Origin of the sequence: Pseudarthrobacter sp. LT1, assembly GCF_035621795.1 — a bacterium.
Lineage (GTDB): Bacteria > Actinomycetota > Actinomycetes > Actinomycetales > Micrococcaceae > Arthrobacter.
In genome coordinates this window covers 3,125,016-3,147,252 of the sequence record NZ_CP141830.1, presented here as the reverse complement: position 1 = coordinate 3,147,252, position 22,237 = coordinate 3,125,016, and the positions used below count along the sequence as shown (strand labels likewise).

Sequence of the window (22,237 nt, the reverse complement as noted above, 5' to 3'; positions counted from 1 at the left end):
GCAATGACGCAGCCTTCCAGTGACTCCGGATCCGCCAAGCCGCATGGAGGCATGCCGCTTGGTGGGGTCCGGGTCCTGGTCACGCGCAGCCCGGAGCGCTCGGGCGCCCTGGTGGAGGCCCTGAAGGGAGCCGGTGCGCTGCCGGTGCTGCTTCCGCTCATCGATTTCGAAAGAGCGCCGGACCAACACGCGCTGGACGTCGCCTGTGACGCCCTTGCAGCGGGCGCCTTCGACTGGCTGGTGGTCAGCAGCGCCACAACAGTGCACGTCCTGATGGAAAAGGCGGCCGAACGTGGCCTGCGCCTGGACCAACTGGTACCTTCCGGCACGCGGATCGCCGCCATCGGTCCGGCAACCCACCGGCTGCTGGATGCGGGCGGACTGGACGTAGCGCTCACGCCGGCCGGGGAGCAGTCAGCCGCCGGCCTGCGCGCCGTCTGGCCCGGGAGCGGCAGGATCCTGCTGCCGCAGGCTGATATCGCGGCCGGCACGCTGGCGGCGGGACTGGAAGCCGCCGGCGGCGACGTCACCGCTGTGACTGCCTACCGCACCGTCGACTACCCGGCGGCAGCGGAGCGCCGTCTCGCCGTCCGGGCGGAAGCGTTCGACGCCGGCCCGCAGCCGCCGTCGTACTCCCTCCTGACGCCGGAAGCTGCCGCCACGGACATCGCCGAAGGGCGCATTGCCGCCGTGATCGCCGCCTCGCCGAGCGCGGTGCGGCGGATCGCCGCCCTTGGTCCGCTGGGCGGCTGCCGGCTGGTGGCAATTGGCCGTTCGACGGCGGACCAGGCCGCAGCCCTGGGCCTTGAGGTCGCGGAGGTGGCGGCAGAGCCCACACCGGACGGGCTGGTGGCAGCCGTCGCGAAGGCCCTCAACCCGCCCTGACCGGGCCGGAACGTTTTCCCTCCACAAAGCTTCACAACCATGCGAAGGACAGGACCCATGACTTTCCCCACCCAACGCCCCCGCCGCCTGCGCACCACCCCGGCCATGCGCCGGCTGACCGCCGAAACCCGCCTCGCACCGGCCGAGCTCATCCTTCCCGCCTTCATCCGGGAGGGACTCACCGAGCCCAACCCCATCACGTCCATGCCGGGCGTAGTCCAGCACACCACCGACACCCTGAAGCGGGCCGCCGCCGAAGCGGTTGAGCTCGGCCTGGGCGGCATCATGCTCTTCGGCATTCCCGAAACCCGCGACGCCGAGGGCACCGCGTCCCTGGATCCTGAGGGCGTGCTGAACAAGGCCATCAGGGACGTCCGCGCGGAGGTGGGCGATGACCTGGTGATCATGAGTGACGTCTGCCTGGACGAATTCACCGACCACGGGCATTGCGGAGTGCTCGACGCCGACGGCTACGTGGACAACGACCGCACCGTGGAGATCTACGCCAGGATGGCCGTGGCCCAGGCAGAGGCCGGCGCCCACATGCTCGGCCCGTCAGGCATGATGGATGGCCAGATCGCCGCCATCCGCTCGGCGCTGGATGAAGCAGGGCACGTGACCACCTCCGTTATCGCGTATTCCGCGAAGTACGCCTCCGCGTTCTACGGACCTTTCCGCGAGGCCGTGGACTCCCAGCTCACGGGCGACCGGCGGACCTACCAGATGGACGCTGGAAACCGCACCGAAGCCCTGCGCGAGGTGGAACTGGACCTGGCCGAGGGTGCAGACATCATCATGGTCAAGCCGGCCATGAGCTACCTGGACGTCGTGGCAGACGTTGCCGCCATGAGTCCGGTACCCGTGTCCGCGTACCAGATCTCCGGTGAATACGCGATGATCGAGGCCGCCGCCGCCAACGGGTGGATCGACCGCCGTGCCGCCATCACCGAGTCCGTACTGGGTATCCGGCGTGCCGGCGCCCATACGGTCCTCACCTACTGGGCCGCCGAACTGGCCGGCTGGCTGAAGGAAACCCGGTGACCGGTCCTTCCGCCGCGCCAACCGCACCCGTGGGGGAGGACCGCATCCTCCTTGGGCTGAACACCTTCGGTGACATCGGCGCGAACCCGGACGGCAGTCCGCAGCCCCATGCCCAGGTCCTGCGCCAGCTGCTGGAGCAGGCGGAACTGGCGGACGCCGTCGGACTCCATGCCTTTGGCGTGGGGGAGCACCACCGCAAGGACTACGCCGTCTCCGCGCCGGAAGTCTTCCTGGCCGCCGCCGCGGCGCGCACGTCCCGCATCCGGCTTGGCTCCGCCGTGACGGTCCTCAGCTCGGACGATCCCATCAGGGTGTTCCAGCGCTTTGCCACCATGGACGCCATCTCCAACGGCCGGGCCGAAGTGATGCTCGGGCGCGGATCGTTCATTGAATCCTTCCCGCTGTTCGGGCTGGACCTGGCGGACTACGAGGTCCTGTTCGAGGAAAAACTCGAACTGTTCGACAAGGTCCGGGCGCAAAAACCCGTGCACTGGGAGGGCCGCACGCGTCCCGCCCTGCACGGGCTGAGCGTCTACCCGCCCCTGGAGCACCACCTGCTGCCCACATGGATCGGCGTGGGCGGCACCCCCGAATCCGTGCTGCGGTGCGCCCAGTACGGTTACCCGATCATCTTCGCGATCATCGGCGGCCAGCCGCGGGGCTTCCGGCCCCTGGCCGACCTCTACCGCGAGGCGATGGGCAAATACGGACATCCCATGCAGCAGATGGCCACGCACTCGCCTGGCCATGTCGCCGACACGGATGAGCAGGCCCGGGAAGAGCTCTATCCCCACTGGCTGGCACTCCGGAACAGGCTCGGGGCCGAGCGTGGCTGGGGTCCGGCCGGACGCGGTGAGTTCGATGCGCTCTGTTCCGCAGAAGGGGCCCTCTACGTCGGATCACCGGAAACGGTGGCCCAAAAAATCGTCCGGCTGAAGCGGAACCTGGGTGTTGACCGCTTCGACCTGAAATACAGCAACGGTCCGCTGCCGCACAGCGCCATGATGCGCTCAATCGAACTGATGGGCACGGCGGTGGCGCCCCGGGTGGCGGAACTGCTCGCCGGCTGACTGGGCTTCTGCGGCTGACTGCGCCTACCGGCTAACTGAGCTTTCCGGCTAACTGAGAGAATAGGAACCATGACTTCCAGCAATCCTCGCAACGAGGCACTCTTCGACCGCGCCCGCCGGCTGATGCCCGGCGGCGTCAACTCGCCGGTGCGGGCTTTTGGCTCTGTCGGCGGGACCCCGCGCTTCATGGTCTCAGCGAAGGGACCGTATCTGACAGATGCCGACGGCAAGGAATACGTGGACCTGGTCTGCTCCTGGGGTCCGGCCCTGCTGGGCCACGCCCACCCGGCCGTGCTGGAAGCGGTGCACGCCGCCGTCGACCGGGGGCTCTCCTTTGGCGCGTCCACCCCGGACGAGGCCAACCTGGCAGCCATCGTCCAGGAGCGCGTTCCCGCCGTCGAACGCCTCCGGATGGTGTCCACCGGCACCGAAGCCACCATGACCGCCGTCCGGCTGGCCCGCGGATTCACCGGCCGCAACCTCATCATCAAGTTCGCCGGCTGCTACCACGGCCACCTGGATGGACTCCTGGCCGCCGCGGGTTCCGGCCTGGCAACCCTTGCCCTGCCCGGCTCCGCCGGTGTCACGGAAGCAACCGCCGCGGAGACGCTGGTGCTGCCCTACAACGACCTCACCGCCGTCAAGGAAGCCTTCGCAGTGCACGGGCCGAACATCGCTGCCGTGATCACCGAGGCCGCGCCGGCGAACATGGGCGTAGTAACCCCTGCCGAGGGATTCAACCTTGGGTTGTCGCAGATCACCCGCGAGCACGGCGCGCTCCTCATCGTCGATGAGGTTCTGACCGGGTTCCGCACCGGTTACTCGGGCTACTGGGGCCTCACCGGCGGTGCGCCGGATGCGGAAAACCCGTGGACGCCCGACCTGCTCACCTTCGGCAAGGTCATCGGCGGTGGAATGCCGACGGCGGCCCTCGGCGGCCGTGCCGACGTCATGGAATACCTCGCGCCCACCGGCCCCGTGTACCAGGCGGGCACCTTGTCAGGGAACCCGGTGGCGATGGCTGCCGGCGTTGCCACACTGACCCACGCCACCCGCGATGTCTACTCCTTCATCGACGTCCGTTCCCTGGAGCTTTCCTCCGCCGTCTCCAACGCGCTGGATTCCGCAGGGGTGGACCACTCAATCCAGTTCGCGGGGAACCTGTTCTCGGTGGCCTTCGGAACCTCGGCCAACGGGGTCCACAACTACGCCGATGCACAGGCGCAGGAGGCGTTCCGCTACGCGCCGTTCTTCCACTCCATGCTGGAGTCGGGGGTCTACCTGCCGCCGTCGGTCTTTGAGGCGTGGTTCCTTTCCGCCGCCCACGACGACGCCGCCATGAACCGGATCTACGATGCACTGCCTGCCGCAGCGAAGGCGGCCGCAGCCGCCCAGGGCTAGCACCGCCGTCGTTCCTTACGAAAAAATCCCCGGCTGCAGGCTGCAGCCGGGGATTTCTTTGCGTGCGAGGCGTTAGAGGACGTCCGAGAGGAAGCCCTTGAGCCGGTCGGTCCTTGGCTCGGTGAAGAGCTGCTCAGGCGGCCCGGACTCCACCACGACGCCGGCATCCATGAACGTCACGGCGTCGGAGACGTTGCGGGAGAAGCCCATTTCGTGGGTCACCACCACCATGGTCATGCCGCCCTTGGCGAGGTCCGTCATCAGTGCCAGGACACCCTTGACCAGTTCGGGGTCGAGGGCGGAGGTGGCCTCGTCGAAAAACATGACCTCCGGCTTCATGGCCAGCGCCCGGGCAATGGCCACGCGCTGCTGCTGGCCGCCGGAAAGGTTGGCCGGGCGGGAATCGGCTTTGTGCCTCAAGCCCACCAGATCCAACTGTTCCAGCGCCTCGCTGCGCGCCTCCTCCTTCGAGAGCTTGCGCAGTTTGCGCAGGGCCAGCGAGACGTTTTCCTCCACGGTCTTGTGGGGGAACAGGTTGAACTGCTGGAACACCATGCCGATCCGGCGGCGGAGCTCGTCGGGATTGTCTTTCAGGACCGAGCGGCCGTCCAGCAGGATGTCCCCCTGGTCGGGTTCGATCAGCCGGTTCATGACCCGCAGGAGGGTGGACTTACCCGAACCCGACGGGCCGATGACTGACGCCGTGGTGCCCTGGGGTACATGCAGGTCGATGCCCCGCAGGACGTGGTTGCTGCCGAAGGAAAGGTGGATGTTCTTGGCGCTCAGTGTTCCTGATGCGAATTCGCTCATGCCTGGGCTCCCTTACCGACGACGGCCGCGGCGTCGTCCGGTTCTTTCTTTTCCGGCCGGCCGCTGCGCAGCCGGGCGTCGATGTAGTTGACCAGGTGGGTGAGCGGGATGGTCATGGCCAGGTAGAAAATGGCAGCTGCCACGTATGGGGACAGGTTCCCGCTGCGGGCGGCCGCATCCTGGCCGATTTGGAACAGTTCCCGTTCCGTGGCCAGCAAGCCCAAGGTGAAGACCAACGAGGAATCCTTGATCAGCGCAATAAACTGGTTCATGAGGGCAGGAAGCACCCGGCGGATACCCTGGGGAACCACCACCAGGCGCATGGATGCACCGTAGCCGAATCCCAGGGCGCGTGACGCCTCGAGCTGCCCCTTGTCTACGCTCTGAATGCCGGAGCGGAAGATTTCGCCCGTGTACGCGGCGGCCATGAGCGACAGAGCCGCAACGCCCATGGGGTAGGGGCTGTTGCTGCCCGTCATCTCGCGGAATATCGGTCCGAATCCCAGGCCGATGACCAGAATGGTGAGGACGGCCGGGAGTCCACGAAATACGTCTGTGTACACCCGGGCGGCCCACCGTGCCACAGGATTCCGCGAGATTCCCATGAGAGCCAGGACCAGGCCGGCGAAGGCCCCGATAAGTCCCGAAGTGATCGCAAGGACCAGCGTATTGGGCAGGCCCACAGAGAACATGCTTGGCAGAACCTCAGCGATCTTCTCCCAGTCAAGGAAGGTCTCTCTGAGTCGTGTCAGGAAATCCATATGGCGTCGTTATCTTTTCTGGGTAGCTGGTGTCTACTTCGTTGGGATCTTGACGGCTTTGCTGCCCGGCTTCCAACCCTCGGGGGTCTGCTCGGCAGCCGTCGGGCGGTCCGTGTACCACTCGGCAGTCAGCTTGGACCAGGTGCCGTCGGCGACTATGGCATCAAGGGCCGAATTCAGCGCTTCGAGCAGGGCAGGATTGTCCTTGGCAACGGCGTAAGCGGTGAAGTTCTGGGTGTTGAGCTTCTTCTCGGCGATTTTCGTGCCGTCACCGGGCTTGACCTGGCCGGTCGCCTGCTGGGACGGAGCCACCCATGCGTCCACCTGCCCGCTCTTCAGGCTGGCGAAAACGGTGTTGTAGTCGGGGAAGGAAACAGGCTCAATGTTCAGGGTGTTCTTGACGTAGTCTTCCTGGACGCTGCCGCTGACGACGCCGATGCGGAGGCCGCTCTTCAGTTCCGCGAACGTCTGAACCTTGGCGTCTTCTTTGGTCACCAGGGCCATGTAACCGAAGTCGTAACCATTGGTGAAGGCAACCGTTTCACGGCGGGCGTCCGTGGTGGAAATCGAGGAGGATCCCACGTCGAACTGCTTGTTCTTTACCTGGCTGAGAAGCGCCTGGAACTTGGTGGAGGCGAACTCGACCTTGAGCCCCAGCTTGTCGGCCATCGCCCGCAGAAGCTCATTGTCGTAGCCAGTGAACTTGCCCGAGGAATCAACGAAGATATTGGGTGGGGCGTCTGACAACGTTCCCACGCGCAGGGTGCCCTCGGTGACGAGGCCGAGCTTGCTCTTATCAATCTTGTCGAGGGGGGTGACATCGGCGGTGGTGTACTTGTCCAGCGTCTGCTGGTCACTGCCCTTCAGTGCGTCCGTGGGGGAGCCGCTGGGCTGGGAGGAACCGCCGCCGCAGGCGGCCAGGGATGCCGCAAGGGCCAGGGCAACAGGAACGGTCCTGAGCCACTTCAACGCTTTGATGTTCATCAGGTTGTCACTTTCATATGAGGCATAAGTCGACCGGGCCGCAAGGCAGCGCTGTGGCGCCTGGCACCTGCCCGGCGCTGGTCCAGCTGTCCGGGGCAGGGGTGACCGCAAAACTTTATTGTCTCACTTGAGTGAATACCGCACGTGAGGTGAACAAAATGGAAGTTCGGCGCATTCCGGCAAAATATAATTCCGTCCCTGCGGCGCGGGGCCAAGCAGTTGCGGGGTTATGACTCCATCCCGGCGAACGATGCCCGGCCTGCAACCCGAAACTTTGTTAAGCGGCGTGACTGTGACATGCCTCCCAAAACGGTGAGCGCAGGAGCGCCCCTAGAAGCCACCTGTCGTGGCATCCTGCGGCGGCAACACCGGCCAGTCTCCCTCAATGACAGCGGCCGGCTTCGTCTTCCGAAGGTACTCCTGGAAGTCCGATGCCTGGCTGACCGCCCAGTCCACCTGAAGCTGGTGCAGCTGGCTGGCCGGCATCATCAGCTTGGGAAACTTGCCTGCCATGGCATCCAGCACCCTGAGGGTTGCCAGGGCGTCCGCCGCGGAAGTGTGCGCGTTGTCCAGGACCACCCCGTACTCCTCGCACAGTGCGGTGAGTGTCCGCTTTCCCTTGCGGTAGCGGTCAACCTGCTTGTTCATAATGTAGGGATCCAGGACCGGGAAGCGGCTCAGCTGCGGAATCCCGTACCGTGCCGACTCGGCGGCAAGGACAGTGAAATCGTAGCTCGCGTTGAAGGCGATCACCGGAGTGCCGGAATCGAACAGCTCCTGCAGGACGGCGGCGACCTCACCCGTGACCTCATGGGCAGGGCGGCCGTCACGCCTGGCCTGTTCGGTGGTGATGCCGTGGACGTCGCTGGCCTCCACAGGTATCTCCACCCCCGGATCGGCCAGCCACTCATGCTCCTTGATGACCTCACCCTGATGGTCCACTACGGTGATTGATGCCGTGACAATTCTTGCCGCCCGCGAGTTGCGGCCCGTGGTTTCCAGATCGAAGGCTGCGCGGGGGAGGGTGTTCCAGGAACTCATGCTTCAACGCTAAGGGGACCCGCCGACAATTCCGGGGAACGCCACTGCGGCTAGATTGGATCAATGCGGAATGAGTACGTCCAAGCGGTCCTGGCCGTCGTGGGCCTGGTACCGCCGGGGGCGGCCGTATCCTATGGGGACGTTGCCGAGCTCCTGGGTGCGGGCGGCCCACGCCAGGTCGGTTCCGTCATGAGCCACCATGGTGGCGCCGTCCCTTGGTGGCGCGTCCTGAAGGCCAGCGGCCACGCACCCCCGGGGCACGAGGCCGAGGCCCTGCTGCTTTACCTTGAAGAAGGCACCCCGCTGGTTGGCGACTACAGTTCCTATCTCCGCACGGGGGAGGGGCGGTGGCGGGTGGATTTGGGCACGGCACGCTGGGCGCCAACAGACAGTGATCTTGACAGTATCGACGCAGTTGCCGAGGAACTGGAGCGTCGGCTCCACAGGTTGTCGGTGCCTGATGATGGAATGATTTTGTGACCGTAACAATTCCTTTGACCGGACCCTGGGGCCCGCACCGGCAGGAGCCGGAAGCAGGCAGGGAGCCGGCTTTCCCCGTGCCCGGAAGCCCGGACGGCGGGAGCGCCGCCCAGGCCACCACCGCCCTCCGGTTGCTGCCGCCCCGGCGGGTGCACGCCGAGTCACCCGTGCTCACACCAGACCAGCAGGCAGCAGTTGACGTCACCCAAGGTTCCGGACCGGTCCTGGTTCCGGGTGCACCAGGCACGGGAAAGACCACCGTCCTCGTCGAGGCCGCGGTCCAGCGGGTCTTCCGCGACGGCGTGGATCCAGAACGCATGCTGATCCTTGCGCCCACCCGGCTTGCTGCCGACTTCCTGCGGGACCGTTTCACTGCCCGGCTCGACAGGAGCCTCAGCACCACTCCTGCCAGGACATGGGCCTCGTACGCATTCGACCTGATCCGCCGCGCCAAGGCTGAAGGCGTCATACCGTTGTCCAGGCCGCCGCGCCTGCTGTCAGGCCCTGAACAGGACCTCATCATCAAGGAACTCCTTGAGGGCCACAGGCTGCCGGGCCTGGAACTGCCGTGGCCGTCCGATCTTGATGGCGCCCTGGAAACCAGGGGGTTCCGCCAGGAGGTGCGGCAACTCTTTGACCGCATCATTGAATCGGGCCGCACGGCTGAGGACCTTGCGCAACTGGCGGACTCCTGCGGCCGGCCGGACTGGAAGGCGGCGGCGCGCCTCTACGCCGAGTACCGGGACGTCCTTGACCTGCGGATGCCCGAAGCCTTCGACCCCGCCGGTATCATCACAGCCGCCCGGCAGATCTTCCAGGACGCGCCCGAATTCCTCGCAGCGGAACGTGCCAGGCTGCAGGTTGTCCTGGTGGACGATATCCAGGAAGCAAACCCCGCCATCTTCGAGTTGCTGGCGGATATCGCCGCCGGTAAAGACTGCTACGTGACGTCGTCCCCGGACACTGTGGTCCAGGGATTCCGGGGCGCCCGGCCGGACTTGGTGGCTGAACTGCCCCGGCTGCTGTCAGCCCAGTCGACGGTCCTCGAGCGTCCGCTGTGGCACGCCCACGGCCTGGCGCCTGCAGTGGCAGAGGCGTGGTTGAACGTCGCAGGCCGCATCTCACAGCGGGCAGGCGGCCAACTGGCCCGCCGCCTCAGCCGGCCCGGCCATGCTGGTGAACCCGGCAGGGTCGAGGCCCACCTTGTCCCTACTCCGGTGCATGAGCTGCGGTACGTTGCCCAGCGGATCCTGGACCAGCACATAAACCACAACCGAGATCTCGCGGATATGGCAGTGATCGTGCGCAACGGCGGCCAGGTCAGCGAGTTGCAGCGCTATTTGTCCGGGCAGGGCATTCCCGTGCGGGTGCCCGTGGCTGAATCCGCGGTGCGCGATGAGGTAGCTGTACGTCCGCTCCTCGATGCGTTCGCCATTGCGCTGGATCCGGAGCTTTTGACGCCCGAAGCCGCGGTGTCCCTCCTCACCTCCCGCATCGGCGGCGCTACCTCCATTGAGCTGCGCAGGCTCCGGCAATCGTTGCGGCGCGAGGAACTCCTGGGCGGCGGGGGCCGCGCCAGTGATGCGCTGCTGGTCCAGGCCCTGCTTGAGCCGGGAGCATTGGGCGCGTTGGGGATCGAAGGGCGCGCTGCACGGCGCACGGCGCGGATGATCCGTGCGGGCCGGGAAGCAGCCGGACTGCCGGGTGCCAATGCCGAGTCGGTACTGTGGGCGCTCTGGGACTCAACGGGCCTCTCGTCGGCCTGGACAGCGACAGCTTTGTCGGGAGGACCGCACGGTGCGCGGGCTGACCGCGACCTTGATGCCATGATGGCGCTCTTCCACACCGCGGAACGCTACGTGGACCAAATGCCCGGCGCCGGCCCCGAACAGTTCCTGGAGTACCTCCTCAACCAGGAGCTTCCCATGGACACCCTCGCAGCCCGGGCCCAGCTCGATGACGCTGTGGAGTTGATGACGCCGGCCAGTGCAGCAGGGCGGGAGTGGCCCGTAGTGATCATTGCCGGGCTGCAGGAGGGGGTGTGGCCCAATACGAGGCTCCGCGGTGAACTGCTCGGCAGCACCCTGTACGCGGATGCCGTGGAACACGGCCCGGAATACGCCCTGCAGCGCGATCCCCTCAGCCGTCTGCGGGATATCCGCTATGACGAACTCCGCAGCTTCTCCACTGCGGTGTCCAGGGCACGCGAACTGCTGGTCTGCACGGCGGTTTCGTCGGAGGACCACCAACCGTCATCGTTCCTGGATTTTGTTTCACCACTGGGACCGGAGGGCGAGGGCCGGGCTTTCACCCAGGTGGAACGGCCCATGACGCTGCGCGCCCTGGTGGCGGAGCTCAGGCAGCATGCCCAGCTCGACGCCGCGGCGCCGCAAGCCGCGGAAGCCGCCAGGGTCCTGGCGCATCTCGCAGCGGCCGAACCAGCCGTGGCCGGAGCCCACCCTGGCAGCTGGTGGGGACTCGCCCCGTTGACCACCTCCGAGGCTGTGGTCCCGCCCGGGGGAACCGTGTCCGTGTCCCCGTCGAAAGTGGAAACGGTGCAGAAGTCGCCGTTGGACTGGTTCGTCCAGGCAGCGGGAGGGGAGCCTGCCACAGACTTCGCCCGAAGCCTGGGCACCCTGGTGCATGCAATCGCGCAGGACATGCCGGACGCATCCGGATCCGAGTACGTTGCTGAACTCGTGCGCCGGTGGCCCGCGCTGGGCATGAAGGACAATTGGGAGGGCCGGCTGGACTTCCAGCGCGCCGAGTCCATGGTGCGGAAGCTGGCGCAGTATGTGCTGTCCATGAGAGACGAGGGCCGCAGTCTGCTGGGTGTTGAACAGGACTTCGAAGTGGCCCTCGGCGGAGTGGCGGTGGATGAAGCTCCGCCGCGGGAGTCCGTGCTCCGCGGCCAGGTGGACCGGCTGGAAATCGATGGGGAAGGCCGGCTGGTGGTGGTGGACCTCAAGACCGGGAAGAGGCAGCCGGGCAAGGACGAACTGTCCCGCCATCCGCAGCTGGGCGCCTACCAGGCAGCAGTGCTCGCCGGCGGGTTTGACGCCTCCGGCGGCGGCCAGGGCCTGTCCGGCGGGGCCGTGCTGGCGCAGCTCGGGACCGGGGCAAAAAGTCCCGCCATCCAACAGCAGGAACCACTCGACCCACAGGAGAACTGGGCATTGGATATGGTCAAGGAGGCCGCCGCCGTCATGGGTGGAAGTGAATTCATTGCCCGGCACGATCCCGCCAAGGGCAGCCACGGCGGTCATGGTTGCCGGCTTCCCGAGGTGTGCCCGCTGTGTGTGCGTGGACGGCAGGTGACCGAATGAGTGGGGCACTCCCTACTGCGGAGGCCACCCCGGCCGTGCGTTTCAGCCCCGAAGAACTGTCCTTGCTGCTCGGCGAGAAGAACACCCCCACGCTCGAGCAATCCGCCATCATCTCGTCCCCCTTGGCGCCCCGGCTGGTCATCGCGGGCGCCGGATCAGGCAAGACCGCCACCATGGCCGACCGGGTGGTATGGCTGGTGGCCAACGGATGGGTCACCCCTGAGGAAGTCCTGGGCGTGACCTTCACCCGCAAAGCTGCGGGTGAACTCGCCAGCAGGATCCGGTCAAAACTCCTTGCGCTGCAGCGTCTTGCCGCGAAGGACGACCACCGGGAGCTATTCCCGGCAGGGCTGGTCAGCAGTGACGCATTGGAGCCCAAGGTGTCCACCTACCACTCATTCGCCAGCGGCATCGTTTCCGACTACGGGCTGCGGCTTGGGGTGGAGCGGGACGTGGTTCTGCTGGGGGGTGCGCAGGCCTGGCAGCTTGCCAGCGAGGTGGTTGAAGCCTACGACGGCGAATACCAGCACTTCCGTGCCGCCAAGTCCACCCTGGTGAAGGCCGTCATCCAACTGGCCGGTGAATGCGCCGAACACCTTCAGGAACCCGAAGACGTGGAAGCGTGGCTGATGGCGCGTCTTTCGGAGTTTGAATCCCTGCCGTACCTGGCCGACAAGAAGAGGAACACGCCAAAGGCCGCGTTGGACCTCGGCGGTATGCTGCGGACCCGGGCAAGCGTCGCTGACATGGTGGGCCGCTACGCCGCCGCCAAACGGGCCCGCGGGGCACTCGATTTCGGCGACCTTGTGGCCCTCGCTGCCAAGGTGGCGCAGGATGTTCCCTTGGCGGCCCAGATGGAACGCCAAAGGTACAAGGTGGTTCTGCTCGACGAATTCCAGGACACGTCGTATGCCCAGCTGGTGCTCTTCTCCCGCCTTTTTGGCGGCGGCCATGCCGTGACGGCGGTCGGCGACCCCAATCAGTCGATCTATGGTTTTCGCGGCGCTTCGGCGGGGCAGCTGTTCCACTTCGTTCGCGAGTTTCCCGTGCGCACCGGGGGAGCGGGGGAAGGAACCGGCTGGGCGCCCGCCCCGACCTCCTACCTGACCACTGCATGGCGGAACGGCCGGTCGATCCTCGCAGCTGCCAACGTCATGTCCCAATCCCTGGGCCGGACAGCTGCACATCATGGACCTGCCGGAAGCAGGCCGGCTGCTGCTGAAGTGCCGCCGCTGCAACCGAGCCCCCACGCCGTGGACGGAACCGTGGTGCTGGGGCGTTTCGCCAGCGACGTGGAGGAAGCTGCTGCCTTGGCTGACGATGTCCTGCGGTACCGCGTGACGGACTTCGAGCTGAAGCCGGACGGTACACCGGAGCCCCCGGCGCTCGCCGTGCTGTGCCGCCGGCGCGCGCAGATGGAGCCCGTCCGGCGGCAGTTTGAGGCCCGGGGCATCCCCTACGAAATCGTGGGCCTCGGCGGCCTCCTGGACACTCCGGAAATCGTGGACCTGGTGGCCACGCTGCGCGTCCTCGCAGACCCCGGCCGGTCTGATGCCCTCATGCGGCTTATCGCAGGTGCCCGGTGGCGGATAGGACCTGCCGACCTCATGGCCCTGCGCGACTGGTCCAGCCAGCTGGCACGCAGCCGGGGGAAGGCCGCACAGGGGTTCGACGACGACGTCCAGGACAATGACAACGACGAAGCAGATGCCCCCGTCCTTGAGGGTGACCTGACCGACGGAGCCAGCCTGGTGGAGGCCCTGGACTTCCTGCCCCGGGACGGATGGACCTCGTCCAATGGCCGCACCCTCAGCCCGGAGGCGCGCAGCAGGCTTGCCAGGTTGTCAGCCGAGTTGCGGCAACTGCGCGGCTACCTCGGGGACGACCTCACCACGCTCCTGGGGGAGGTCGAAAGGGCCATGCTGCTGGACATCGAGGTCGCCGCCCGCCCCGGAATCAGCATTCACCAGGCCCGCCGCAACCTCGACGCCTTCCAGGATGCGGCTGCAGGGTTCCTCCGCACCTCCCAACGGGTGGACATCCTCGCTTTCCTGTCCTGGCTTGAGGCTGCGTCGGCGGAGGAAAACGGATTGGAGGCGCCAGCCAGCGACGTCAACCGGGAAGCCGTGCAGCTCTTGACGGTGCACGCTTCCAAAGGGCTGGAGTGGGACGTCGTGTTTGTTCCGGGCATGAACGCGGGCGCCTTTCCCAGCGACCGGGACTCCCGCTGGAGCAGCGGTTCTGCTGCCCTGCCATGGCCGCTTCGTGGGGATCGGGCAGACCTGCCGCAGTGGGACCTCGACCAGCCGGACCAGAAAGGCTGGCTGGATGCCGAGAAAGAGTACAAAGCCGGGGTGCAGGCCCACGGCGAGTCGGAGGAACGCCGGCTGGCTTACGTTGCCTACACCAGGGCCAAACATGTCCTGTGGGTGTCCAGTGCCGCCTGGGTGGGATCGCGGGCCGGCCGCGCGGAAATGTCCCCGTTCCTCGCGGAACTGGAAGCCCTCACGCAACCGGCTGATGGCGGATCCAGGGTGCCGGCTGTTGTCCATCCGTTGTCGCTGGAAGAGGCAGCGTTGCCCCAACAGAGCCCGCTGACGCTGGAAACGGAAGAAGCCCGCTGGCCCTACGATCCTCTTGAAGGACCTGTCGACCCAGGGACGGGTGAACGCCTGCGCCTGGCCAGCGGGCGCAGGACAGCCATGGAAACGGCGGCGCAGCAGGTGCTCGGAATACTGGCCGCCGGTTCTGCCCGGCTGCTTCGGACTGAGGGGACAGGGCAGGCAGGCAAGCCTGGAGAGGAAGACAGTCCACTGCCCGGGCTCACGGGGGCAGCTGCAGGCTGGGCACGCGAAGCTTCGCTGCTGCTGGAGCGCAGGGCAAGGAGGTCAGGCGGCCAGGACGTGCACCTGCCCACCCATATATCGGCTTCCACCCTTGTTGACCTTGGAGACGACCCCACCGCAGTGCTGGGCCGCCTGCGCCGCCCTGTGCCGCGCGAACCGGGCATGTCGGCGCGGAAGGGCACGGCGTTCCACGCCTGGGTAGAGGAGTATTTCGGAAAGGCCGGCATGCTGGACCTCGGCGAAGCACCGGGTTCGGACGACCACATCGATGCTGCCTACGACCTTGATGAGATGGTAGCCACCTTCAAGGCTTCCCCGTGGGCCGACAGGTCACCGGCTTTCGTTGAGGTTCCCGTGGAAACCAGGGTGGGCGAAGTGGTGGTGCGCGGCCGGGTGGACGCAGTGTTCCAGGACGCTGACGGCCGCTGGGACCTGGTGGACTGGAAGACCGGCCGGCGGCCGTCGGCAGAGCAGCTGAAGACCCGGTCGGTGCAGCTGGCGGTCTACCGGCTGGCTTGGGCGCGCCTCAAGGATGTTCCGCTGGAGGAGGTGCGGGCGGCATTCTTGTACGTTGCTGACAACGCGGTAGTGCGGCCGCACGACCTGGGGACGGCGGCCGACCTGGAGGGAATCGTTGCCGCTGCGATTACCCGGCCTTGAGGCTGGGCCCACACCTGGGGAACACCACGGTGGTGCCTCAGGGGCCCGGGACTGTCGGGCTCAGCTCCGGTTCGCGTTGATGACCGAGATGGCTGCCGTGGACGTGTCGTCCGCCGCCTTGGTTTCTCCGGCCCGGACCTCCGCGGCCTCAGCACCCGCGGCTGGCTCCACCGGGATAGGGGCCACGTGGACGGCGGGCTGTGCATGAACTGCTGCCGGCGACGGGACATCCGGCATGGCATCTGCTGCCGGTTCGACGGGGACCGGGATGACCGTCACTGCGGGACTGACCGCTGAACTGCCATGTGAGGGGGCCGGGACTGCAGCCGGCGTTCCGGCCGCCGCGGGTGCGGCTGCTGCAGGTGCGGCGGGAGTGCCTTTGGCCGGCAGCGGCTCCACACTGATCGGCTGGCCGCCGAATTCGGCGATGTCGCTGGCAAGGCTCTCGAGCATTCCCTCGGCCTCGCTGACCATGTCGTGGTCGCCGGCCGCCAGGCCCTTGACCAGGTACTGCGCCAGGGCGAACTCGGCTGACAGGGCGGCCCGGCGCAGCAGGTGCTGGTCCGGCACGTCGCGGCGGCTGGACGTGTACGACTTCAGTACGGCATCAATGAAGTCCTGTTCGTTGGAGGCCACCAGCCAGGCGAAATCGTCTGCGGGGTCACCGATGCGCAGGTCCGTCCAACCGGTTACCGCAGTCACCCGGCCTGACTCCACCAGCAGGTTGTCCTCGTGCAGGTCGCCGTGGACAACGCAGGGGTTGAACCGCCACAAGGATACGTCCTCCATGGCATGTTCCCAGCGGCGCAGCAGTGCGGCCGGGATCTTGCCCGTCGTTGCCGCCTGGTCCAGTTCGTTCAGCCTCCGTTGGCGGAACTCATTGGGGGTGTAGCTGGGGAGGTCGGCGTTGCTGACCAGCGACCGGGGGAGGTCATGGACCGCGGCCAGCGCGGAACCGATTTCGCGGGCGAGGCCTGACGGTCCGGAGGTCAGCTCTTCCACGCTGCGCGTGCTCCCGGACAGGTGCGAGTAGACGAACGTGGTCAGGCTTCCCAACCGGACACTGCCGGCGACCGTTGGCATCAGGAACGGCAGTTCGGCCCGGACGGCGGGAGCGAAGGCGCGCAGCACCAGGAACTCCGTTTCCAGCCGTGCGCTGGCTTCGGCGTGCCGCGGCGACCGGACCCGCCAGCGCTTGCCTTCGGAATCGAGGAGCAGGGCCGAGTCGAAGTCCGCGGGGTCGTCCGGCGCAGAGCTAACAGCTGTCGGGGTCAGTCCGGGGACTGCCGCGGTTGCAATCGCCGCCAGTTCAATCGGTTTTCTTCTCACCGTTCCACGGTAGATTGCGCGCCGTCCCAGACCGCGGTCTGGCCGCGGCGAGTCTCGAGATAGCTGGAATTAGGGGGCACCCCGGGGCGGATGGGGCCCGGCCGAAATGTGAAATGTCTGTAGCAGTCAGTACGGTGGAAGCATGAGCCACACGGAGTCCGCTGTAACCGTCCATCAGGCTGTGCCGGCGCCGCTGCCGGCGAACCATCTGGTGGACACCCTGCTCCCGGTGAGGCCGGCACTGGTGGACCGCGGATCAGCCGCCCGCATCAGGGCCGGGATGATTGATGACCTGCTGGCCGGGCCGGACGCGGTGGCCGCAGTGCTGTCAGGCCGGCAAGGCCTGGTGCGCGGCAGCAACCTGGTCCTGACCGGGGCCAGGGAACTCCTGGCACACCTCAAAGAGGCGGGATCAGCGCCGGAGCTCGTGGTGTACCTCGGATCCGCCCTGCCTGCTTCGGACGTTCCGGCGGGGACCGAGCTGCTGCTGTTCGTCCTGCCTGCTCCTCCGGAACCCGGCACGGCCGGTATTCCCGCAGACGCTTCCTTGGCCGGCTTTCGGGACGTCGCAGCAGCCTTGACCGCCACCTCCACAGCCCTGTTCGTGGAAGCCAGCGCCATCGCCAACTGGCATGCAGCCCACACACACTGCCCCCGCTGCGGCACACCAACGGACGTTGAAGCCGGCGGCTGGGTACGCCGGTGCCCGGCAGACAAATCTGAACACTATCCCCGGACCGACCCCGCCATCATCGTCACGGTCGTCGGCCCGGACGGCCGGCTGCTCCTTGGCGGCGGTGGCCCCGTGGACGCCCGGAATTACTCCACCCTGGCCGGGTTCGTTGAGCCGGGGGAGTCTTTGGAGGAAGCTGTGGTCCGCGAGATCCAGGAAGAGGTGGGCGTCCGGGTCACTGCCTGCCAGTATCTCGGCTCGCAGTCGTGGCCGTTCCCGGCCTCCCTTATGCTTGGATTTACCGCCGTCACCGAGGACGCCCAGGCAACGCCCGACGGCGTGGAGGTCACCAGGGCCCGCTGGTTCAGCCGCGAGGAACTCCAGGAAGCGGTGCTCAGTGGTGAGATCACCATTTCCAGCAGGCTCTCCATTGCCCGCTCCCTGATTGAGCACTGGTACGGCGGCCGGATCCAGGACCGGACCGGCGACTAAGTTATTCCATCCACCAGACTCCAGCACGCGGTAGTCGAGAAACAAAGCAGCAGAAGTGACTACAGAAAATTTTGACGGAGCAGCCTCCCTTGAGGACCGGATCCTTGGGGGGCTTGACGCAGAACAGCGTGAGGTGGCCAGTACGCTGAGCGGCCCGTTGTGCGTGCTGGCCGGCGCGGGAACCGGAAAGACCCGTGCCATCACCCACCGGATTGCCTATGGCGTCCACTCGGGCGTCTACAGCCCGCAGCGCCTGCTCGCCGTGACCTTCACTGCCCGGGCGGCGGCAGAGATGCGAAGCCGGCTGCGCGACCTCGGTGCCGGAAATGTGCAGGCCCGGACGTTCCACGCCGCGGCCTTGCGCCAGCTGCAGTTCTTTTGGCCCCAGGCCGTGGGCGGCACGCTGCCCAACCTCCTGGACCACAAGGCCCAGATGATTGCAGAGGCAGCCCGGAGGCTCCGGCTCAGCACGGACCGGGCCTCCATCCGTGACCTTGCCTCTGAGATCGAGTGGGCCAAAGTGTCCATGCTTACGCCGGCCAATTACCTTGAAAACGCGCAGGGGAGGGGCGCTCCTGGCGGGTTCGACCTTACTGCGGTGGCCCGCGTCTTCCAGTCCTACGAGGACGTCAAGACGGACCGCAATGTGATCGACTTCGAGGACGTCCTGCTGATCACGGTGGGCATCCTGCAGGAAGATGAGAAGGTTGCTGCAACGGTCCGGGAACAGTACCGGCACTTCGTCGTGGACGAGTACCAGGACGTTTCCCCGCTGCAGCAGCGGCTCCTGGAGCTCTGGCTCGGCGGCCGTGACGAACTGTGCGTCGTGGGCGACGCCAGCCAGACCATCTACTCTTTTACCGGCGCATCGCCCAGGCACCTGCTGGACTTCAAAGTTCGCTATCTGCAGGCCAATGTAGTCAAGCTCGTCCGGGACTACCGGTCCACCCCGCAGGTGGTGAAACTGGCCAATGACCTGCTGGCCGGCCGCCGGAGTGGTGGCCCTGCCGCCGACGCCGCCTGGGCAGCCCCCCTTCAGCTTGTGGCGCAGCGCCCCGCCGGGCCGGCCCCCCAGTTCACCGAATGCACGGATGACGAGGCCGAAGCCGCCACGGTGGCGCAGAAGATCAAGGCATTGCTCGACGCCGGGACTCCCGCCAGCGAGGTAGCCGTCCTTTTCCGCACCAACGGCCAGTCCGAAGCCTACGAACAGGCGCTCGCGGCGGCAGGAATCGGCTACCAGCTCCGGGGAGGCGAACGCTTTTTCGCCCGCAAGGAGGTCCGGGACGCCATCCTCCAGTTGCGCGCAGCCACCCGGGCCGTTTCAGAAACCGATACGCCGGAACCACTGGGCCAGCTGGTCCGGGACATCGTCTCGTCCCTCGGGTACACGGATTCTGCCCCGCACAGCGGAGGAGCCCTGCGTGAGCGGTGGGAGTCGCTCGCGGCGCTGGTGGCGCTCGCCGATGAACTCGTCCAAAACCGCGGTCCAGAGTTTGGCCTGGCGGATTTCGTCAGCGAACTCCAGGAACGCTCCGTGGCCCAGCACGCGCCCACCGTCCAAGGCGTGACGCTCGCTTCCCTCCACGCAGCCAAGGGCCTGGAATGGGACGCGGTCTTCCTGGTGGGGCTCAGCGAGGGCCTGATGCCCATTTCCTTCGCGGACTCTCCCGAATCGGTGGATGAGGAACGCCGGCTGCTGTATGTCGGCATCACCCGGGCCCGTGAGCACCTGTCCCTCTCGTGGAGCACCGCCCGGACCCCCGGCGGCCGCGCCAACCGGAAGCCGTCCCGGTTCCTGGACGGGCTGCGGCCTGACTCGGTGGCAAGTTCAAGTGCCCGCGGAAAGGGAACCCCGCCCCGCCGAAAGGCTGCCGCGCCCGCTGTGTGCCGGGTCTGCGGCACCATGCTCGCCACCGGGGCCGAACGCAAGGTGGGCCGCTGCAACGCCTGTCCCCCCACCTACGAGGAACAGACCTTTGACGCCCTGCGCAACTGGCGCCGCGAGGTGGCCCAGTCGGCGGATGTCCCCGCGTTCGTCGTCTTCACGGACGCCACCCTCACCGCCATTGCCGAAGCCAGGCCGGCATCGCTGGAGGAGCTCGCCGGCCTCGCGGGCGTCGGCCCGTCAAAGCTGGAAAAGTACGGGGAAGACGTCCTCCGGGTTCTTGTCGAAAGTTCCGTACTGTGAGGCGGGGCAGCCCGGCAAGCAGCAGCACGCAGCAGGCAGCATCACTGACCACATCCCACGGTTCCCCGGTTGAGGTGCGGCGTTCTGCCAGGCGCACGCGGACGGTGGCCGCGTTCTGGGAGGACGGCACGGCGGTGGTCGCCATTCCGGCCCGTTTCACTGCTGCCCAAGAGCGGGAGTGGGTGCAGCGGATGCTGGCGAAGCTGCACAAGCAGGGGGAGCGGCGGGCTGCAGCCGGCCGGCGCCGCCCCGCTACCGATGATGCCCTTGCAGCCCACGCCGCACAGCTGTCGGCACAGTACCTCGGCGGCAGGCCGGCGCCCACGTCCGTCCGTTGGGTCAGCAACCAGAACTCCCGGTGGGGCTCCGCCACGCCGGCCGACGGGACCATCCGGCTGTCGGACAAACTGCGGCCCATGCCGCAGTGGGTCATCGACTACGTCCTGCTGCACGAACTGGCCCATCTCCTGGTGGCTTCGCACAACGCCGCATTCTGGAAGCTGCTGGAGGCCTACCCGGAAACTCCGCGGGCCAAAGCATTCCTGGAGGGCGTCTCGTTCGCCACTTCCCGGGGGCTGGAGGGGCTGGACAAGGACGGCACGGCCGGCAGCGGCGACGCCGGCCAGCCCATGTCCGGAACACCGATCGGGCGTTAAAAACCCCGGTGGGCCAGGACTTCCTGGCCCACCGGGGTCTTTATCGGCGTCTGGGGGTGTCAGTTTTTGGGCTCTCCGGTCTCGCCGTCGTCGTCCTTGTCCCCGGCATCTTTGGTGTCCGCTGCTCCGCCCTCTTCAGCGGAAGTATCGTCAAACCCGCCACTGAGCAGTTTCTGCAGGGCGTCGTCAACTTCGCTGTCGCTGGCCTCGGCGAGCTTGCGGCGTGAGCTGAAGCCCTTCGGATCGTCCAGGTCTTCGGCGGTGGGCAGCAGGTCGGGGTGGTGCCAGATGGCGTCCCGGCCCTCGATGCCGCGTTCGTCCTTTAGCGTGGCCCAGAGGGTGGCGGCATCGCGAAGCCTGCGCGGCCGCAGCTCCAGCCCCACCAGGGAGGCGAAGGCGTGCTCGGCGGGACCACCCGTTGCCCGGCGTCGCCGCACGGTTTCCCGGAGCGCCCCGGCCGACGGCAGCACCTTCTCGGTGGCCGCCGCAGTCAGTTCGTCCACCCAGCCCTCCACCAGGGCGAGCGCCGTTTCGAGCTTCTCCAGGGCCTGTTCCTGCGCCGGGGTCCGCTGCGGCATGAACACACCCTGGGACAATGCCTCCTGGATGCCCTCCGGGTTGCTCGGGTCCAGGTCGCGGGCGAGTTCCTCGATGCGCGAGGTGTCGATGTGGATGCCGCGGGCGTAGGCCTCGATTGCGCCCAGCAGGTGTCCGCGCAGCCAGGGAACCTGCACGAAGAGCCGGGCGTGGGCGGCTTCCCGCACGGCAAGGAACAGCCGGATATCGTTCTCCGGCAGGGACAGGCCCTCGCCGAAGGCGGCAACGTTTGCCGGCAGCAGTGCCATTTCAAGGTCGGCCAGCGGGACGCCGATGTCGGTGGAGCTCACCACGTCCTTGGACAGGGCGCCGATGGCCTGGCCCAGCTGCATGCCGAAGATCGCGCCGCCCATGTTCTGCAGCATGGAGGAGGCGCCGCCCATCATGGACTTCATCTCTTCCGGCATCTGCTCCGTCATGGCGGAGGACAGCGCATTGGCGATGCTGTTGGCCACGGGTTCGGTCAGCCGCTTCCAGGTGCCCAGGGTGGCCTCCACCCACTCCGCGCGCGACCAGGCCTTGCCGATCAGGCCGGTGGCGGGCAGGTCGGTGACCGGGTCCAGCCACAGCTCGGCGAGGCGGAGGGCCTCGTCCACCTCCCGGGACTGCTGCGCCGAAACCGACGGGTCGGAGCTGCCGGCGGCTACGCGCCGGGCGTTGTCGTGGGCCAGCGTCCAGTTGACGGGCCCCTCGGACGGTGCGCTCATCATGGCCTGCACCTGGGAGAACATCTGGGCCAGCAGGTTGGGGTCGTCCGGCAGGCCGGCAGCCTTGGCGAGTTCGGAGGGGTCGAAGTTTTCCATCCCCTTGCCGCCCATCAGGTTCTGCAGCATTTCGGTCAACGGATCCTTGGGGGTGTCGTCGCCGTTGGACGGATTGAGTGGGTTGGAGGTCATGGTCCCGCCGATCGATGGTGTGACTGTTGATCAACCTTCACGGTACCCCGGTGGGGGTCGGCTGTCTGCCGCCCGCCGCCGTCGTTCGCTCTAGGCAA

The 22,237-nt window shown here is 67.0% G+C and carries 16 protein-coding genes; 10 read left to right on the top strand and 6 right to left on the bottom strand.

Annotated features, from left to right (window positions below):
* The first annotated feature begins 3 nt into the window (after window positions 1-3).
* From VIK36_RS14730 to hemL, 4 genes are all read left to right on the top strand, one after another.
* Complete coding sequence (locus tag VIK36_RS14730; protein ID WP_420716216.1) at window positions 4-885, top strand: uroporphyrinogen-III synthase; 882 nt, start codon at window positions 4-6, stop codon at window positions 883-885.
* Between the two features lie 57 nt (window positions 886-942).
* Window positions 943-1,926 carry a porphobilinogen synthase gene (gene hemB / locus VIK36_RS14725; protein WP_324642510.1) on the top strand — a complete coding sequence of 328 codons (984 nt, stop codon included), beginning with the start codon at window positions 943-945 and terminating at the stop codon, window positions 1,924-1,926.
* Window positions 1,923-2,996 (top strand): LLM class flavin-dependent oxidoreductase, encoded by a 1,074-nt coding sequence (locus VIK36_RS14720; RefSeq protein WP_324642509.1) that lies wholly within the window; start codon window positions 1,923-1,925, stop codon window positions 2,994-2,996. The genes hemB and VIK36_RS14720 overlap by 4 nt, the downstream gene beginning before the upstream one ends.
* Before the next feature lie 69 nt (window positions 2,997-3,065).
* Window positions 3,066-4,397 carry a glutamate-1-semialdehyde 2,1-aminomutase gene (hemL, locus tag VIK36_RS14715; RefSeq protein WP_255172702.1) on the top strand — a complete coding sequence of 444 codons (1,332 nt, stop codon included), beginning with the start codon at window positions 3,066-3,068 and terminating at the stop codon, window positions 4,395-4,397.
* A gap of 72 nt (window positions 4,398-4,469) precedes the next feature.
* On the opposite strand, the gene VIK36_RS14710 is transcribed toward hemL, so the two are convergent.
* The 4 genes from VIK36_RS14710 to VIK36_RS14695 form a co-directional block, all read right to left on the bottom strand.
* Window positions 4,470-5,207 carry an amino acid ABC transporter ATP-binding protein gene (locus VIK36_RS14710; RefSeq protein ID WP_255172701.1) on the bottom strand — a complete coding sequence of 246 codons (738 nt, stop codon included), beginning with the start codon at window positions 5,205-5,207 and terminating at the stop codon, window positions 4,470-4,472.
* Entirely contained in the window at window positions 5,204-5,968 is a 765-nt protein-coding gene (locus VIK36_RS14705; protein WP_324642506.1) for an amino acid ABC transporter permease, read from the bottom strand. The genes VIK36_RS14710 and VIK36_RS14705 overlap by 4 nt, the downstream gene beginning before the upstream one ends.
* Window positions 5,969-6,001: 33 nt before the next feature.
* Window positions 6,002-6,952: a substrate-binding periplasmic protein gene (locus VIK36_RS14700; RefSeq protein WP_255172699.1), complete on the bottom strand. Its 951-nt coding sequence runs from the start codon at window positions 6,950-6,952 to the stop codon at window positions 6,002-6,004.
* Between the two features lie 330 nt (window positions 6,953-7,282).
* Window positions 7,283-7,993 carry a 3'-5' exonuclease gene (locus VIK36_RS14695; protein WP_324642505.1) on the bottom strand — a complete coding sequence of 237 codons (711 nt, stop codon included), beginning with the start codon at window positions 7,991-7,993 and terminating at the stop codon, window positions 7,283-7,285.
* A 63-nt stretch (window positions 7,994-8,056) separates the two neighbouring features.
* Between VIK36_RS14695 and VIK36_RS14690 the strand changes: the two genes are divergently transcribed.
* Genes VIK36_RS14690 through VIK36_RS14680 form a run of 3 tightly spaced genes read left to right on the top strand, consistent with a single transcriptional unit; the run spans window position 8,057 to window position 15,305 of the window.
* Complete coding sequence (locus VIK36_RS14690; protein ID WP_324642504.1) at window positions 8,057-8,473, top strand: MGMT family protein; 417 nt, start codon at window positions 8,057-8,059, stop codon at window positions 8,471-8,473.
* Complete coding sequence (locus VIK36_RS14685) at window positions 8,470-11,799, top strand: ATP-dependent DNA helicase (RefSeq protein ID WP_324642503.1); 3,330 nt, start codon at window positions 8,470-8,472, stop codon at window positions 11,797-11,799. Before VIK36_RS14690 ends, VIK36_RS14685 begins: the two co-directional genes overlap by 4 nt.
* A complete protein-coding gene (locus tag VIK36_RS14680) occupies window positions 11,796-15,305 on the top strand; it encodes a UvrD-helicase domain-containing protein (protein ID WP_324642502.1) in 3,510 nt (1,169 codons plus the stop codon). Before VIK36_RS14685 ends, VIK36_RS14680 begins: the two co-directional genes overlap by 4 nt.
* Window positions 15,306-15,365: 60 nt before the next feature.
* Here VIK36_RS14680 and VIK36_RS14675 read toward each other — a convergent pair whose 3' ends face one another.
* Window positions 15,366-16,634 carry a macrolide 2'-phosphotransferase gene (locus VIK36_RS14675; protein WP_324642501.1) on the bottom strand — a complete coding sequence of 423 codons (1,269 nt, stop codon included), beginning with the start codon at window positions 16,632-16,634 and terminating at the stop codon, window positions 15,366-15,368.
* 142 nt (window positions 16,635-16,776) lie between these two features.
* Here VIK36_RS14675 and nudC point away from each other — a divergent pair, with 142 nt between their 5' ends.
* The 3 genes from nudC to VIK36_RS14660 are packed head-to-tail and all read left to right on the top strand — an operon-like array spanning window position 16,777 to window position 20,646.
* A complete protein-coding gene (nudC, locus tag VIK36_RS14670) occupies window positions 16,777-17,799 on the top strand; it encodes an NAD(+) diphosphatase (protein ID WP_324642499.1) in 1,023 nt (340 codons plus the stop codon).
* A gap of 55 nt (window positions 17,800-17,854) precedes the next feature.
* Window positions 17,855-19,990, top strand: a complete 2,136-nt coding sequence (locus VIK36_RS14665; protein WP_324642498.1) for an ATP-dependent DNA helicase UvrD2 — start codon at window positions 17,855-17,857, stop codon at window positions 19,988-19,990.
* Complete coding sequence (locus tag VIK36_RS14660) at window positions 19,987-20,646, top strand: M48 family metallopeptidase (RefSeq protein WP_324642497.1); 660 nt, start codon at window positions 19,987-19,989, stop codon at window positions 20,644-20,646. The genes VIK36_RS14665 and VIK36_RS14660 overlap by 4 nt, the downstream gene beginning before the upstream one ends.
* A gap of 59 nt (window positions 20,647-20,705) precedes the next feature.
* Here VIK36_RS14660 and VIK36_RS14655 read toward each other — a convergent pair whose 3' ends face one another.
* On the bottom strand, window positions 20,706-22,139 hold the full coding sequence (locus tag VIK36_RS14655) for a zinc-dependent metalloprotease (RefSeq protein WP_255172691.1): 1,434 nt from the start codon (window positions 22,137-22,139) through the stop codon (window positions 20,706-20,708).
* Window positions 22,140-22,237: the final 98 nt, after the last annotated feature.

What these genes read in the sequence shown, in the direction of transcription:
- VIK36_RS14655 (WP_255172691.1), bottom strand. Translation starts at nt 22,139, where the DNA reads ATGACCTCCAACCCACTCAATCCGTCCAACGGCGACGACACCCCCAAG.
- VIK36_RS14695 (WP_324642505.1), bottom strand. Translation starts at nt 7,993, where the DNA reads ATGAGTTCCTGGAACACCCTCCCCCGCGCAGCCTTCGATCTGGAAACC.
- VIK36_RS14705 (WP_324642506.1), bottom strand. Translation starts at nt 5,968, where the DNA reads ATGGATTTCCTGACACGACTCAGAGAGACCTTCCTTGACTGGGAGAAG.
- VIK36_RS14710 (WP_255172701.1), bottom strand. Translation starts at nt 5,207, where the DNA reads ATGAGCGAATTCGCATCAGGAACACTGAGCGCCAAGAACATCCACCTT.
- VIK36_RS14730 (WP_420716216.1), top strand. Translation starts at nt 4, where the DNA reads ATGACGCAGCCTTCCAGTGACTCCGGATCCGCCAAGCCGCATGGAGGC.
- hemB (WP_324642510.1), top strand. Translation starts at nt 943, where the DNA reads ATGACTTTCCCCACCCAACGCCCCCGCCGCCTGCGCACCACCCCGGCC.
- hemL (WP_255172702.1), top strand. Translation starts at nt 3,066, where the DNA reads ATGACTTCCAGCAATCCTCGCAACGAGGCACTCTTCGACCGCGCCCGC.
- nudC (WP_324642499.1), top strand. Translation starts at nt 16,777, where the DNA reads ATGAGCCACACGGAGTCCGCTGTAACCGTCCATCAGGCTGTGCCGGCG.
- VIK36_RS14690 (WP_324642504.1), top strand. Translation starts at nt 8,057, where the DNA reads ATGCGGAATGAGTACGTCCAAGCGGTCCTGGCCGTCGTGGGCCTGGTA.
- VIK36_RS14700 (WP_255172699.1), bottom strand. Translation starts at nt 6,952, where the DNA reads ATGAACATCAAAGCGTTGAAGTGGCTCAGGACCGTTCCTGTTGCCCTG.
- VIK36_RS14680 (WP_324642502.1), top strand. Translation starts at nt 11,796, where the DNA reads ATGAGTGGGGCACTCCCTACTGCGGAGGCCACCCCGGCCGTGCGTTTC.